This is a genomic window from Methylomonas stagni, from assembly GCF_050154735.1.
Lineage (GTDB): Bacteria > Pseudomonadota > Gammaproteobacteria > Methylococcales > Methylomonadaceae > Methylomonas > Methylomonas koyamae_A.
The window spans coordinates 2,962,689-2,977,175 of sequence record NZ_CP189557.1 but is presented as its reverse complement, the minus strand read 5'-3'; the positions used below and the strand labels follow the sequence as shown (position 1 = coordinate 2,977,175).

The window sequence follows — 14,487 nt, the reverse complement described above, 5'->3', positions numbered from 1 at the left end:
CGGGTTTCGCCGGTGTAGGCGGAACCCGCCAATGCCGGTCTAGTCCGCATTCGCCAGACGCGCCCGCAACTCGGCAAACATTGCGCGGACTTCGTTCAGTTTCTCGGCGCGGTTTTGCCGGTAGGCGCCCCGATAATACGCGCGCCCGGCTTCGACGGTGTCGCCGTCCGCTATATTCAGAGGATATTGCCAAGCTTGCAGCAGCGATTCGTATTTTTCCGACCAGCCGACCGTCAGCAAGGGGACCTGCGCGTATAAGGCCAGGCAGCAGCCGTGGTAGCGCGCCGATACGCAAATCAGCGCTCGCGGCAACCAGTCCCAAACCGCTTCGGGATCGGGCGCGATGCTAACCTCGACGCTACCGGCGAGCGCGGCGCGGATTTCTTCGAGGTAGGCGGCCTTCTCGCCGGTATAAAACGACGCGATGACCACTTTCCGGATTGCGTCTCCGTGAGCGCTCAGCATGCGTTGGGCGGCCGCGACGATGTCGGCGGTCTGCGATTTAAAGTTGGGAATCACCAGCAGCACGTCGCGCGCTGCCGGGTCGTTCGCGGTTTCGAACGTGGCCAGCCGGGGGTGGCACAATACGAAGTCGGAGCACAGGCCGATGGGTTGGGGCAGGCCGAGCGCGGCGGCGGCGGCGTGGGAATGCGCGTCGCGGGCGTACACGATGTCGGCCAAGGCATAGAGTCCTTGGAAAATCGGGCGGTGCGCGGCTTGCTGAATCGACAGCGAATGGGGCAAAAACGCGATCTTGGCGCCGGCGGACTTGGCGAGCCGCAGCAAATGCAACTTATTGTTCATCAGCATCGGCGCATTCGCGTGGTCGTGCAAATAGCCGCTGATGTCCAGCACCGTGCCGATGTCGGTCAGCGTTTTAAAGCCGAGCCGGGCGAACGGGCCCGGCGCCAGTCGCGCGCACCATCGGTCCAAGCCACGACGGATCAGCGCGTTCGGCATCAAGAAATAGCCCCGGTACCAGGCGTGCCACTGCGAGCCGCGCGGCATTTCGATGACCGGAGCCGCGCCATCCAGTAAATGATGGGCGACGGTTTCGAACATCAGCCGCGAACCGAAATTTTCGTAGCCGAAGCCGGTCAGCAATACCTGTTTTTTCACGATCAAACCTTGCAAATGCGTCCGCTTTTCGGTGACTTACCGCTGGAAAGCGCGGGGTTTTGGTGGCCGACCAACAGACAGAATACGATCTTCTGGGTGGCGGGTAAATTCAGAAGGACGCGGGATTGGCGGTCTGTGTTTGGGCGGATCGGCCAGTTCAAATAGCAAGTGGCCAAGCCCCGGCTTTGCGCGGCCAGCGCGAACAACAAGGAGGCGAAGCTGCAATCCATGACCGGCACGTGGCGGTCGCGCGGATGGTTCACCGCCGCCAGATCGGCGACGAAGGCCAGCACCGTGCAATGCTCGACGCCGGTGAAATTGGTCAGGCCGATGCTGTTTGCCAGCAGCCAGTCGCGTTTTTCCGGGGTTTCGACGATCAGTACCCGGTACGCTTCGCGGTTGCACGACGTCGGTATATGGCGAGTGTCGTGCAGGATCTCGGCGATGGCGTCGCCGGCGGGGGCAGGCGCGATGAAATGCCGGCAACTGGTGCGTTGGGCGAAGGCGGCGCGCAAGCTGGCGTAGTCGGGTGCATCGAGCGGGATCGCGACGTCGGCCGGCGCTTCGACCGGCAGCGCCGGATTGGCGTGTCGTTGCCGATATTCGGCGAGGACGTGGTCGCCCCAATCGGCGATGGCTGGCGGCAATTGCGAACGGTAGGTTTCGAAGTCGCGTTCGGTTTGGCCGGCATAGGCTTGTCCGAACGGAATCCGGCATTCCGGGTTGCGCAAGCCTTTTTCCAGCCGATGAATGTTACGGCGTAGCAAATATTCCTTGGCCTTGGCGCCGCGCCGCTGGCGGATACCGGCGAACAGCAGGCGGTTGTCGGCCAGAAAGACTCGGAAATATTCGCGAAGAGATTTTAGTTTGCTGAACACGGGCGATACGACGATGGATTGAGCGGGCTAAGCTCCCCGCGTAGCCGGCGGATTCTCCACTTAGCGGGCGGCCTTGTCAATCGGAGCGACGCAAGCGTGGGCGCGGTCGGCGAGTTCCCGATACAGCTCGATAACCTTGGCGGCGTAACCGTCCCAACTGAATTGGCGCGCTCGCGCGCGGGCGTTGTCGCCCATCGCGCGGATTTGTTCGGGATGGGCCTTGAACCACAACATCCGCTCGCGCAACGCGTCGCGGTCGCCGGCCGCGATCACGAAACCGTCGATGCCGTCGCGCACCACCGAGCCGGAAGCATCGCTGACGATGGCCGGCAGTCCGCAGGCCATGGCCTCGAACACCGCCTTGGCCGAACCTTCCAGCCAACTTGGAAACACAAACACATCGCAATTCGGCAGGTATTCGAAGGTGTTGACGAAACCCGGTGTCAGTACCGGGTTAGTGGCGGCTGCGACATCGATTTCGGGATATAGTCGCCCGCACAAATGCAGGCTGTCGCCGGCAAAGGCCGGATCGCGCCAGGCATCCAGCAGCAAATCGACACCCTTGCGGCGGTTAATGTTGCCGGCGAAACAGAAGTCCAGCGGAGCACCGGGGCTTTTGGGCGGGTGTAGCTTAGTTGGGCCGGAACGCGGGTCCACGCCGAATTCGGCAATGCGGATTTTGTCCGGCGTCACGCCGATGCGTTGCAATTCCTCGGCGACGAACCACGATGGCGCGGCAATCAAGTCGGCCAGTTCGCACGCGGCTTGTTCGAAATCCAGCATGCTGCGATGGGTCATCAGAAAATCGAGGTCGTATTGCTCGGCGATGCGCAGTGAATACGCGGTCGGTGCGACCGGCATGTCCAACAGGACCGGAATACCGGCCGTCTTCAATGCCGTCAGCAATCGCGGGCAGGCGTCCCAGACGTGGGCGATCGGCCGCGGTCCGGAGCTGGCTTCTTGCCAGTGGCGGGCCGCGAACCACTCGAACAATTTGACGTCCGGATAGCGATGGTTAAAGCTGGGCGCCAGGTAAATTCGGGCAGCGTTCAACAGTCTGGGGAGATGGCCGAGCCAGCCCATGTCCCGGTAGACAAAGCCCGGCGATTTGAGTTGAGCTTGGCGCGACAAACAATAGCCGCTATCGCCTTGGGCCGACAGCGCGCGGATGATGCGCTCGGTGCGCACGCCGATATTGCCGGGCTTGCCGACGATGGTATTGGCGAAATGGCGGATATTCAACATGGCCGGAGGAGTGGGCAATACCCCCGCCCGGCGAGAGGTGGCCGGGATGAGGGGATCAAAAAACCTAAATTTGCGATTTGATAACGATATTCCGTCATTCGGAGGGTGTCGTAAAAGCCCCTCTCCTTGCGGGGGAGGGGTTGGGACGAAGGGGAATATCAAGGTAAGGCATTGATTTTATATCCATCACCCTGCCCTCTTCCGCGAGGAGAGGGTTCTGTTTCGACTTTTACGACACCCTCATTCCGACGGAGGACGCCGAATCCAGCCGCGTCAGAACACAAGACTTGGCGTTCTTGATTTGAGGTCCACTCTCGGTTATCGGTGTTTAGCTAGGCTTATACCGGGCTGGTAAAAGCCGGGCGGGTTTGCCGTGCCAGCCGATCAGCGACCGTTACCGTGTTCGGCATAAACTGCGTAATGCCCATCCTTATCGAAAGACACGACTTTGTAGTCGTCCTGGCGGCCGCCCATTTCCATGCCGGGGCTGCCCATCGGCATGCCCGGCGCGGCCAGGCCGGCGATGGCCGGTTTTTCCTTCAGCAGTTTTTGCGCGTCGGCGGCCGGGACGTGGCCTTCGATCACGTAGCCGTCCACGACGACGGTGTGGCAGGACGCCAATTTCTCCGGCACGCCGTAACGGGCCTTGATTTGATCCATGTCCGAGCTGATCACGTCCTTGATTTTAAAGCCGCTGTTTTCGGCATGCTCCAGCCATTTGCCGCAGCAACCGCAGGTTGGGCTGCGGTAGACGGTCATTTCGGGTTGGCTGGATTCCTCGGCGAATAACAGACCGCTGAACATCGTAGCCAGCGTTAAAACGGAAATTTTCGCTATTTTCATAAGAGCCTCTTCATTCGCCATTCAGCGTTACGATAATCGTGCGCGGCCCCGCGTGATTGCGGTGTTCGCATAAATAAATCCCTTGCCAGATGCCCAATGCCAATTGGCCGGCGCCGACCGGTATCGTCAGCGAGCTGCCGAGGATCACGGTCTTGATGTGGGCGGGCATGTCGTCCGCTCCTTCGAGGGTGTGACGGTAGTAAGGTTCATTTTCCGGCACCGCTCGGGAAAAGTAACTTTCCAGGTCGCGGCGCACATCGGCGTCGGCGTTTTCGTTGATCGCCAACGAGGCCGAGGTGTGTTGCAAAAACAAATGCAGCAGGCCGACTTCCAGTTCGCGAATTTCGGGCAGCTGGTTGACGATCTCCCGGTTGACCAGATGAAAACCACGCGGTTTGGCCGCCAATTGCAGGCGCTTTTGAAACCACATCAGCCGGCGCGATGGTATTGCGGACTGAATTCGCGCACGGCATCGACCATCGCCTTGACGTGCTCGGGGGCGATGTCCGGCAAAATGCCGTGACCGAGATTGAACACGTGGCCGGTGCCGTGGCCGAAGTCGTGCAGGATATTGCCGACCTTGGCGCGGATCACCTCGGGCTTGGCATACAGCGTAATCGGGTCCATATTGCCTTGCAAGGCCACCTTGGCGCCGACGCGGGCGCGGGCGTTGGCGATGTCGGTCTGCCAATCCAAACCCAGTGCGTCGTAGCCGGTGTCGGCCATCGTTTCCAGCCACAGGCCGCCGCCCTTGGTGAACAAGATGGTCGGGATTTGCCGGCCGTCGCGCTGGGTGTTCAGCAGTTCCCGCACCTGGCGGGCGTAGCTCAACGAAAACTCCAGATAATCGCCATGGCTAAGCATGCCGCCCCAGGTGTCGAACAGCATCACCGCGTCGGCACCTGCGGCGATTTGGGCGTTCAAATACGCGGCCACCGCTTGCGCCAGTTTGTCCAGCATTTGATGCATCAAGGCCGGTTCCTCGAACATCATGCTTTTGACTTTCTGAAAGCTTTTGCTGCCCTTGCCTTCCACCATGTAAGTCGCCAAGGTCCACGGGCTGCCGGAAAAGCCGATAAGCGGCAGTCGGTTGCGCAGATTGGATTTGATTAGACGCACGGCGTCGACGACGTAACGCAATTCGGTTTCCGGATCGGGAATCGGCAGGCGCTTGACGTCGTCGGCAGTGCGGATCGGATGGGCGAATTGCGGGCCCTCGCCCTCGGCGAAGGACAGACCCAAGCCCATCGCGTCAGGTATCGTCAGAATGTCGGAAAACAGGATGGCGGCATCGAAGCCAAAGCGCTCCAAAGGTTGCAGGGTTACTTCGCAAGCCAGTTCCGGGTTGGTACACAGTTGCATGAAGCTGCCGGCTTTGGCGCGGGTAGCGCGGTATTCGGGCAAATAGCGGCCGGCTTGGCGCATCATCCAGACCGGGGTGCGTTCGACCGGTTGCTTTAACAGTGCTCTAAGGAATATGTCGTTTTCTATTGTTGTCATCGGTGAGAAGGTGGTGAGTGATCAGCGTTTGCCGTCTTTTTGAATGGCCTTGAACCGGATCGGCTGGGCGGTTTGAAATTCGCCGGGCATCAGCGTTTTAAACTGATTGGCTTCCGCCGGGCTGGCGAACGAACCGTAAATCAGCACGAACTTTTCCTGATCGCCCTGGCGAATCGTGTAGTACTTCAGACTCTCGCTGTATTCCGCGTATTTTTTGAAAAAGCGCGGCAGGCCGGCTTTATTCGACAGCGTCATGACTTGCAGCGTGTAATGAGTGCCCGGTTGAGCGGCAATCCAGTCGCTATCGCCCTGATCCGACGGCTTGGCCGGTTTCGCCGGCTTTTCGGGCGGTTTGCCGGCGACGACCGGCGGCGTCGCGGATTCGGTTTTGCTCGGAACCGTCGGCGTCACGGCCGGTGTCGGCGGCGCAACGGGCGGAGTCGCCGTAGTGGTTGCCGCAATCGGCGCCGGAAGGCTGGGAGCAGCCACTGGCGCGGGCTGCGCTGCGACTGGTGCCGACGCGGTTTGCACGGCGTTTGGTTCGTTTTCGGCCGGCGCGGCTTTAGTCGTTTGCTGCGCTATCGGAAACGGCTGGGGGGTGGATTGCGGCGCTGGCGGCGGCACCGGTTCTGCCGCGTCGGCGGGACGTTCGTCAAGCCGCGCGGTCGGCGCCGGTCCGTCAAGCGGCTTGGATGCCGGTGTCGGCGTTTCAGCCGGGGCCTGGGCGGGTGGATTCACCGGCTCGGCCGGTAGCACTTGGCTCGTCGGCTTGCCGAGGGACGGCGCGGCGACGAGGGTTTTCTCGTCATTGTTCGGCCACAACCAAACCATTGCACCCCCGGTGCCGGCGATCACCGCGATGACTCCCAGCCATAATCCCCAGCGCGCGCCGGTTCGGCCTTGTTGCTCGGCCAGTTTCGGCAGTTCTTCGAGTATCCGGCCGGGAATGCCGTGGGTTTCCAGGTACAGCGCTTCGATCAACGGGTCGGTGACCGCGTTGAACGAAATGGCGGAACCCGGTTGGGCCGACAGGTTTTGCAGAAAATCCCGATAATGGCGCTGCTTGAGCGGCGGCAGTTCGATGACGTGGGCGTCTTCGATGCGCCGGTCGGTACCGGCCTTGATGCTGAATTGGTCGTGGCTCAGTGCGAATACCAGATGCAGGCCCGGCAGCGAATCGGCGAATTCGATCAACATCGTGATCAGCCCCGGCATCAGATGGCCGGCATCGTCGATCAACAGCACCACCGCCTGCTTGCCGCAAAGTTCGCGCAGTCGAGTCAAATCGAAACTGGCGGCAAGATTAGGGATATTCAGGCTGCGCAACAATTCGTGGACGATAGTCTCGAAGCTCGACGCCGGTGTCGCTTTTAACAGCGAGATTTGCCATTGTTCGCGCTGGCTTTGTTGCAAGGCTTCCAGCAGCGTGGTCTTGCCGATGCCCGGCGGGCCGCAGACGACCAGGGCTTGCTGCAGATTGCTCAGCAAATGCACCAACAAGTCCAGCTTTTGGGCGCGCTCCGGCGTCAATAGGCTGCGCTCGGGCCTATGATCCAGCGTGCGCTTTTGGTAGCTGTAAGTCAGATTTTCGTTATCCGGCATAAGCGTTCAAGGTTGCCTGCAACGGCGCTCTCTCCACGCTGATCGGCAACAAGGCCTTGCCGAGCGCTTCCAACAAAATCACCCGAATCTTGCCGTCGACGTTTTTCTTGTCCACCGCCATCAAGTCCAGATATTGCTCGGTGCTCATCTCGGTCGGCGGCCGGGTCGGCAGGCCGGCGGCGTGCAAAATGGCCAGCACGCGCGCGACATCGGCATCGCCCAGATAACCCTGCCGGCGCGACAAGTCGGCCGCGAAGCCGGTGCCTATCGCCACCGCCTCGCCGTGCAGATATTCGCCGTAACCGCAACCGGTTTCGATGGCGTGGCCGAAGGTGTGGCCCAGGTTCAAGGTGGCCCGTACGCCGTTTTCGAATTCGTCTTCGCCGACCACCGCCGCCTTGTTGGCGCAGGAGCGTTCGATCGCATAAGCCAAGGCGGCTTTGTCGCGAGCCAGCAACTTCGGCATATTGGCTTCCAGCCAGTCCAGAAACTCCGGATCGCGGATCAGGCCGTATTTGATCACTTCGGCCAAGCCGGCCGACAATTGGCGATCGTCCAGGGTATCGAGCACGTCGGCGTCGGCGATCACGCATTGCGGCTGATAGAACGCGCCTATCATGTTCTTGCCGAGCGGATGGTTGACGCCGGTCTTGCCGCCGACCGATGAATCGACTTGCGCCAGCAAGGTGGTCGGAATCTGGATGAAGGCGATGCCGCGCTGGTAGCAGGCCGCCGCGAAACCGCCCATGTCGCCGATGACGCCGCCGCCCAGCGCGATTAGCGTGGCATTGCGGCTAAATTTGTTGGCCAGCAGCCCGTCGAAAATCTTTTCCAGATATTGCAGGGTTTTGTACTGTTCGCCGTCGGGCAAGATGACCGTTTCGGTTTGGTAATCGCCAAGCCCGGCTAAGACCTTGGACAGATACAGCGGCGCGATCGTGTCGTTGCTGACGATCGCGACCTGCTTGGAACGGATGTGCCGGGTCAGCAGCTCGGCTTGGCCGAGCAGGCCGGCGCCGATATAAATCGGATAGCTTCGTTGCTTGTCGAGTTCAACTCGCAGCTCTTTCATGGTTCTCCAGGGCGGCTTGATATTGCTGCAAAATGGTTTTGACGACGGTCTTGCCCGGCAACATGCCGGAATCGATTCTAAAATCCGCGCATTCCCGGTACAGAGGATCGCGGATGGCAAACAGTTCCTGCAAACGCTGGCGCGGATTTTCGGTGCGCAGCAGCGGCCGCTGAGTATCGTGTTTGGTGCGGTGCAGGATTTTGTCGATCGAACAATGCAGATAGACGACAAAGCCGCGGGTTTTCAGGGCCTCGCGGTTTTCCGGCCGCAGTATCGAGCCGCCGCCGGTTGCCATCACGATGCCGTCCAGTCCGGTCAATTGGCGAATCATCGCCTGCTCCCGGTTGCGAAAGCCTTCCTCGCCTTCGTAGGCAAAGATGGTCGGGATGTCGGTGCCGGTGGTTTCTTCTATGACCTTGTCGCTGTCGTAAAACGGCCATTGCATCGCTTTCGCGACCTGCTTGCCTATCGTGGTTTTACCGACACCCATCAGGCCGATCAGATAGATATTGGGAGCTGGTTTCATGGCGCGGATGGGAAGCGGCTATCAAAAAATCCGGCCATTATGCCGTCTTTTGCCGTCGAACGAAACGCCAGCCAACCCGCGAACACGGCAAATCGAGATTTGCACTCCGCACAGCGACTCGAACAGACCCTACCGGAGTGCAAACCTCGGTTTGCCTCTCTGCTTATTCAAACTGAGCCGCAATTTGCCGCTGTATTTTTTCCGCCATGGCTTTGCGGTCCTCCGCATCGCGAATCGGCCGGCCCACTACCAAATAATCGGCGCCGCTTTGGATGGCCTGTTCGACGCTGACCGCCCGTTTCTGGTCGTCGTCTTCCCGGTTGTCGACCGGCCGTATGCCCGGCGTAATCACCAATAACTTGTCGCCCAAGTGAGAGCGAATCAATTCCGCTTCCAAGCCCGACGATACGATGCCGTCGCAACCAATCTGCAGCGCCCGCTTGGCGCGAGACAGCACCAATTCGCGCACATCGCATTGAAAGCCTAAGTCGTCCAAATCGCCCCGGTCCAGGCTAGTCAACGCCGTCACCGCCAAGACCTTCAGATTGCCCTTGGCTTCGGCCGCGGCTTCCATGATGGAATCGTTGCCGTGTATCGTTGCCAGGTCCACGCCCTTGCTGCTCAGGGCTTTGATCGCTCGCCCGACGGTGGCGGGTATGTCGAAAAACTTGAGGTCCACGAAGACTTTCTTGTCGCGCGCCTTCAACCATTCGATAAAGCCGAAATAGTCGCCGGACATAAACAGTTCCATACCGACTTTATAAAACACCACGGAATCGCCCAGTTCCTCGACCAGGGCTTGGGCTTCGGCGATGCTGGCGACGTCCAGCGCCATGATCAGGCGTTCGCGAGGAGGAATGGGTTTTTGAGAGATAAAGGTATTTGACATGAGAAGTCCGAATTAACGTTAACGGCGAGATTTTAACCGCAAGCCGGATTTAAATTGGGAGCATTTGCTGGCCCGTCAAAGGCCTGGGCGGGGATAAACACGCAAACACCGTGTCCGCGCGGGAAGGGCGGAACAAAATGACTAATCCGCGCGAGGCTTTCCTGCGATTTATCCAAGGCGGTGTAGGCCGAATTCGTGACCGTTTTCCGAGCGTGACGTGAACAAGCGACGGAACTTTTCCTGGAAAAACTTTCACGGAATGGATTTTTGCATCATTATTAACTTGGAAAAGTGGGGTAACCGATGACGAAAACATTAGGATGTCATTAAAAACGACAGATCGGAATGCCGTTCGCGTATAAATCGGCCGTTTGTTTACGGCTGCGGGAATGCTCGCATTCGGGCCGGGGAGTCGTAAAGCATTGATTAGCAGGCTAAAGGTATCGCCGAAAGGCGTTTTGCGACTTTGTCGGCGTGATGATGAACCAAGATGGTGCGGTTGCAACGCTATGTGATGGTCGGCAAAAAACTCGACACTGGGCACTTAGCGCGTGTTGTGCCTGATGAAGATTGGCTTATCGGTGTATCCTTAAGGCGCACTCGGGATGGTGTGTTCGGTCACGCTTGACATTGCTGCGGTGGGCCACGAGTGGAACCAGCGTTTAGAGGTATGGCAATCGTCGGGGGCTTCCCGGCTAACAGGGATAACTGGTGTGCATTTTGCTGACAGTTACGTTTGAATCCAGTCGCCGCATCGAACGGCTGGCTTATAGAAGCGGCCTATCAGTGTTTGCAACGACTTAAAACACCGAAAGGCCGAATCGATAGTCGGGTAGGGAGCCTAGATTCATGGGGCTGAAATAAAGCGCTGATAAATTATTGGATCAGCGCGGATCGATCGGATGTTCAACGAATAGTCTATAACTTCTGGATATGAACCAACTTCGCTCAAAAGGATTTATCCGTCCCTTGCGGCCTGAAATGCAAGGGGTTAAACGCGCCATCGATACCGGGATCATTTTTGTGTCGATGTTTGCGTCGCTGGAGCTCTATCAAATCCCTTTCACGCGCGAGTATTTGATCCTCTTCATCGCTTGTACGGTGTTGTTCGGTATCTTCGCCGAACATCAAGAGATCTATCACGGTTGGCGCGGCGACCCGATGTTCGACGATGCATTGCGGATTTTACTGTCGTGGATAGGCTCCTTTGCGGTGGTGTCCAGCGGCGTGTACTTGCTGGAGCCGGATTTCGAATTCTCCAAGCAAGTGCTCGAGTTGTGGTTTCCGCTGGTGCCGTTGGGCATTATATTGGTGCACACGCTCCGGCGAGCGACATTGTCGTTTCTGCGTTTGCACGGCTTGAATGTCCGTTATTACGCGATATTGGGTGCCAATCCGCTCGGCAAGCGCTTGAATATCGCGCTGACCGAAATGCCTTGGTTGGGCTACCATTTTGCCGGCTACTTTGACGATCGCGTCGAAAATCCGCAACGCCGCGAGCAAGGCGAGTTGATAGAAGACGACATTACCGGCGATTTCAAGGAATTGTTAAAGCGCAGTCAGCGTGGCGAGATCGACCATATCTACATCACCCTGCCGCTCCGCGCCGAAGTGCGGATCAATCAGTTGATCCGCGAACTGGCCGACAGCACGGTGTCGGTGAATATCGTTCCCGATTTTTTCACCTTCAACCTGATGCAATCCAAACTCAGCAGCGTCAAGGGTATCCCGGTAGTCAGCGTGTTCGACACCCCGCTCAATTCGGTGTTGGACGGTATGGCCAAACGTCTGGAAGACTTGGTGTTGTGCGCGCTGATTTTGCCGCTGATCGCGATTCCGATGCTTCTGATTGCGCTCGCGGTCAAGGTCACTTCGCCCGGTCCCGTCATCTTCAAACAATTGCGTTACGGCGTGAAGGGCGAGCCGATCGAAGTCTGGAAGTTCCGCTCGATGTCGGTCTGCGAAAACGGCGACGCCGTCAAGCAAGCGACCGCCAACGACAGCCGGGTCACGCCGCTGGGCGCGTTTTTACGGCGTACCTCGTTGGACGAATTACCTCAGTTTCTAAACGTCCTGCGGGGCACGATGTCCGTGGTCGGCCCGCGTCCGCACGCGATTGCTCATAACGAATACTATCGCAAGCAAATCCAGGGTTACATGCTGCGCCACAAAATGAAACCCGGCATCACCGGCTTGGCGCAAATCAGCGGCTGCCGGGGCGAAACCGAAACCATCGACAAAATGCAGGCCCGCATTCACTACGATCTGGAATACATCCGCCAATGGTCGCTGTGGCTGGACATCAAGATCGTATTCATGACCGTCTTCAAGGGCTTTGTCGGGGAGCAAGCGTATTAAGCGGCTCGCTAAATGAGGTTAGGGCGGCGGCAGAAAATAGTAACTGCCAACCCGAGCAAAATTCCAAAGCTATCGATGAAAACATCACCCAGTTGCGGGCCTCGGCCTACAGTGAATAATTGTAGCGTTTCGCTACAAATTGCAAAGACTAGCATCTGCATGATTTGTTGGGGTTTTGGTTTACGAAATCGGTTGCCAACCCAAACAGAGATTGGCAAAAAGGTAAATGTAACGATATGCCCCAGTTTGTAAATGTCAATTACAGGAATGGTGAAAGACAGTTTAAAAGTTCTTAAATGTTCCGCATGTTCGATTGGAAGTATTGATTTAGTCGGCCAAACTGATTGCCCAAGTGTTTCCTTAAGTGATTCCGGCATTAATACTCCGGATAGAATGCCGAGTATGGTAAATATTAAAAACCAATCGGATCGAATGCTGATATGGCTTCGAACAGCTTTTACAGTGATCCAAACGCCGAAGCCAAGCCATACAGATAATAACCACAATCTGTATTGGACAAACTGCGGATTTAATTCAACTGGATTTAAGCTGAATGATTTAACGAGTAATTGTCCCTGGCAATGCGTCAGTTGAGCGGCTACTTGGAGTTTTGTGGTATCAGCGCTAATTTCAAAAATACGCTCGTATTGAGCCCAATCGGATGATTCCGGTAAGTTGATAAGAACATGGGGGCGGTCGTATCGAGGTTTGTCAGACTGGTCGAATGCCAATAATACAACGCGAGCCGTTTCCCAAGTCGCAGAGCCGTTTACGACATTATTGGTCATCAGGGTCGAGTTGAGCTTGACCAACCTGCCGGGAGTTACTGGAGTAATAAATTGATAGATGGAAACAAAGCTGTTGGAATCGTTAGACGTTAGGGAAACGGCGGTCGCACCATGTACTCGGCGTTCCAAATCATCCGGATTTACTTTGTTCGGGAGGTCGGAAAAATAAAGCTCTACTCCCTTCTTTGAGTAAGCCCAATGCTCTAAGCCAAATTCAAAGCTAGGATTCTCTAAGAGCTCGGAGGGCTCGGATATAAATTGCGGGTAATTGTTAAAGAACGCTATGGTTACAACGCTTAGGAACAACGCTGCAATGATTATATGTGATTCAGATGGCTTGTGGCTCGAGAAGGTCGGCATCGGATATCTAGAATCTAAATTAAATACCATTCGAGGTAATGATGATACATTTTAGCGGATGTTTAATCTATTTTGTGTGAAATGATATTTATAGTTTAATTAAGCAGCAGTAGGTCTACTGTTTTAGTTATGGGGTCTTGGCGAAAGAGTTCGCTACATTAACGAATGTCGCCTATTTAGATGGTTAAGGAACCTTTGATTAATTCAGGTTTTCAAGAAAATCAATGCGCAAGTCGTTGATTTAATTGGTGCTGAAATTCATGTTGACGAATTAATCAGAGGTTTCTTAAGTGTAAGAGGTGGTTTTCTTGATTTCTCTATGCCTGTTCTAATGCAGAGAGATAGCAGGCTTGGTTCTCTGAAGGTTCAATATTTCAGCGATTTTTGACGGTTTTTATTAATTGGGTTTAGTTGATTAAGTGGGTAACTTGGGACTGGAAATGGAAAAAGAATTAACTGTGCTGGTCAATACTTCCGATAGTTTTGAAGATTGTTGGGAGCCTTTTTTTACATTATTTAAACGCTATTGGCCTAATTGCCCATTCCCGATTGTTTTGAATACGGAATTAAAGGGATTTGAATTCGATGGGCTTAACATATCGTGTTCAAAGGTAGCGGAAGGCGAAACTCGGCGTCTAACTTGGAGTGAATGCCTTGCTCGTTGTTTGGATAAAATTGACACACCCTACATATTGTATTTTCAGGAAGATTATTTCTTAGAAGAACCGGTGAAAGAAGAATATATTCACGAGTTCTTAAATGAGATGCGAGAAGGGCGTGCCGATGTCATCCGATTAATGGAGCTTGGCGGTTCTGGTCCCTGGCAACCAACCGAAAACAAATTGCTGTGGCGAGTGGCCAAAAGCTCAAGGTATTTGTTGGGATTGCAAGCAGGTCTTTGGCGAAAAAGCACAATGCAAAGCCACATTCGTCTTCACGAGAATCCATGGCAATTTGAAATATTCGGGTCGTTTAGAGCGCGTCGCAAAAATGACATTATTTTATGCGTAAATAGGGATTTGTTTACACAGCCCGGTGCGGCCGTGTTGCCTTACAGGGCAACAGGTGTTGTCGCAGGGAAATGGCAAAAACATATTGTTGAGCCGCTATTTGCAGCGCACGGGCTAACCGTGGATTTTGCCAAACGTGGGTTTTATGACCCTGCTGTGAAAAAGAAGAAGGCCAATATCATAAAACGAATCATGGGAAGAATGCGGTCGCTTTATTAATTTTGATTTGGCCTAAAATTCCAGTAGATTTCTGGATTAAAGGCTTTGTCAAATAACTATGCTGGGTTTAAACTAAAT

At 55.9% G+C, this 14,487-nt stretch carries 13 protein-coding genes; 2 read left to right on the top strand and 11 right to left on the bottom strand.

The annotated features are described in order from the left end of the window. Positions 1 to 39 precede the first annotated feature (39 nt). From ACP4CD_RS13760 to pyrF, 10 genes are all read right to left on the bottom strand, one after another. Complete coding sequence (locus ACP4CD_RS13760) at positions 40 to 1,119, bottom strand: polysaccharide pyruvyl transferase family protein (RefSeq protein ID WP_426991328.1); 1,080 nt, start codon at positions 1,117 to 1,119, stop codon at positions 40 to 42. A gap of 2 nt (positions 1,120 to 1,121) precedes the next feature. Next, positions 1,122 to 1,997: a nitroreductase family protein gene (locus ACP4CD_RS13755; RefSeq protein ID WP_426991327.1), complete on the bottom strand. Its 876-nt coding sequence runs from the start codon at positions 1,995 to 1,997 to the stop codon at positions 1,122 to 1,124. 60 nt (positions 1,998 to 2,057) lie between these two features. Next, positions 2,058 to 3,260, bottom strand: a complete 1,203-nt coding sequence (locus ACP4CD_RS13750; RefSeq protein WP_426991325.1) for a glycosyltransferase family 4 protein — start codon at positions 3,258 to 3,260, stop codon at positions 2,058 to 2,060. Positions 3,261 to 3,626: 366 nt separating this feature from the next. After that, positions 3,627 to 4,085, bottom strand: a complete 459-nt coding sequence (locus ACP4CD_RS13745) for a DUF411 domain-containing protein (protein ID WP_426991323.1) — start codon at positions 4,083 to 4,085, stop codon at positions 3,627 to 3,629. A gap of 10 nt (positions 4,086 to 4,095) precedes the next feature. After that, positions 4,096 to 4,515 (bottom strand): secondary thiamine-phosphate synthase enzyme YjbQ, encoded by a 420-nt coding sequence (locus ACP4CD_RS13740; RefSeq protein ID WP_426991321.1) that lies wholly within the window; start codon positions 4,513 to 4,515, stop codon positions 4,096 to 4,098. Continuing rightward, the gene (hemE, locus tag ACP4CD_RS13735; protein WP_426991319.1) at positions 4,515 to 5,585 is read right to left on the bottom strand and encodes a uroporphyrinogen decarboxylase; all 1,071 of its coding nucleotides are present in this window, start codon (positions 5,583 to 5,585) and stop codon (positions 4,515 to 4,517) included. The genes ACP4CD_RS13740 and hemE overlap by 1 nt, the downstream gene beginning before the upstream one ends. Positions 5,586 to 5,606: 21 nt before the next feature. Beyond that, positions 5,607 to 7,187 carry an SPOR domain-containing protein gene (locus tag ACP4CD_RS13730; RefSeq protein WP_426991318.1) on the bottom strand — a complete coding sequence of 527 codons (1,581 nt, stop codon included), beginning with the start codon at positions 7,185 to 7,187 and terminating at the stop codon, positions 5,607 to 5,609. After that, the gene (aroB, locus tag ACP4CD_RS13725) at positions 7,177 to 8,259 is read right to left on the bottom strand and encodes a 3-dehydroquinate synthase (protein WP_426991316.1); all 1,083 of its coding nucleotides are present in this window, start codon (positions 8,257 to 8,259) and stop codon (positions 7,177 to 7,179) included. Before aroB ends, ACP4CD_RS13730 begins: the two co-directional genes overlap by 11 nt. Next, the gene (locus ACP4CD_RS13720) at positions 8,240 to 8,785 is read right to left on the bottom strand and encodes a shikimate kinase (RefSeq protein WP_064024119.1); all 546 of its coding nucleotides are present in this window, start codon (positions 8,783 to 8,785) and stop codon (positions 8,240 to 8,242) included. The genes aroB and ACP4CD_RS13720 overlap by 20 nt, the downstream gene beginning before the upstream one ends. Before the next feature lie 163 nt (positions 8,786 to 8,948). Beyond that, positions 8,949 to 9,674, bottom strand: coding sequence for an orotidine-5'-phosphate decarboxylase (gene pyrF, locus ACP4CD_RS13715; RefSeq protein WP_426991314.1), 726 nt, complete (start codon positions 9,672 to 9,674; stop codon positions 8,949 to 8,951). Positions 9,675 to 10,655: 981 nt separating this feature from the next. On the opposite strand from pyrF, the gene ACP4CD_RS13710 reads away from it, so the two are divergent. Further along, on the top strand, positions 10,656 to 12,032 hold the full coding sequence (locus ACP4CD_RS13710) for an undecaprenyl-phosphate glucose phosphotransferase (protein WP_426991313.1): 1,377 nt from the start codon (positions 10,656 to 10,658) through the stop codon (positions 12,030 to 12,032). Between the two features lie 8 nt (positions 12,033 to 12,040). Here ACP4CD_RS13710 and ACP4CD_RS13705 read toward each other — a convergent pair whose 3' ends face one another. Further along, positions 12,041 to 13,180 (bottom strand): VanZ family protein, encoded by a 1,140-nt coding sequence (locus tag ACP4CD_RS13705; protein ID WP_426991311.1) that lies wholly within the window; start codon positions 13,178 to 13,180, stop codon positions 12,041 to 12,043. Positions 13,181 to 13,620: 440 nt separating this feature from the next. Here ACP4CD_RS13705 and ACP4CD_RS13700 point away from each other — a divergent pair, with 440 nt between their 5' ends. Then, complete coding sequence (locus ACP4CD_RS13700; RefSeq protein ID WP_426991310.1) at positions 13,621 to 14,409, top strand: hypothetical protein; 789 nt, start codon at positions 13,621 to 13,623, stop codon at positions 14,407 to 14,409. Positions 14,410 to 14,487 lie beyond the last annotated feature (78 nt).

Coding starts and splice junctions, on each gene's coding strand:
- ACP4CD_RS13745 (WP_426991323.1), bottom strand. CDS start 4,085: ATGAAAATAGCGAAAATTTCCGTTTTAACGCTGGCTACGATGTTCAGC.
- ACP4CD_RS13740 (WP_426991321.1), bottom strand. CDS start 4,515: ATGTGGTTTCAAAAGCGCCTGCAATTGGCGGCCAAACCGCGTGGTTTT.
- hemE (WP_426991319.1), bottom strand. CDS start 5,585: ATGACAACAATAGAAAACGACATATTCCTTAGAGCACTGTTAAAGCAA.
- ACP4CD_RS13730 (WP_426991318.1), bottom strand. CDS start 7,187: ATGCCGGATAACGAAAATCTGACTTACAGCTACCAAAAGCGCACGCTG.
- aroB (WP_426991316.1), bottom strand. CDS start 8,259: ATGAAAGAGCTGCGAGTTGAACTCGACAAGCAACGAAGCTATCCGATT.
- ACP4CD_RS13720 (WP_064024119.1), bottom strand. CDS start 8,785: ATGAAACCAGCTCCCAATATCTATCTGATCGGCCTGATGGGTGTCGGT.
- pyrF (WP_426991314.1), bottom strand. CDS start 9,674: ATGTCAAATACCTTTATCTCTCAAAAACCCATTCCTCCTCGCGAACGC.
- ACP4CD_RS13710 (WP_426991313.1), top strand. CDS start 10,656: ATGCAAGGGGTTAAACGCGCCATCGATACCGGGATCATTTTTGTGTCG.
- ACP4CD_RS13705 (WP_426991311.1), bottom strand. CDS start 13,180: ATGCCGACCTTCTCGAGCCACAAGCCATCTGAATCACATATAATCATT.
- ACP4CD_RS13700 (WP_426991310.1), top strand. CDS start 13,621: ATGGAAAAAGAATTAACTGTGCTGGTCAATACTTCCGATAGTTTTGAA.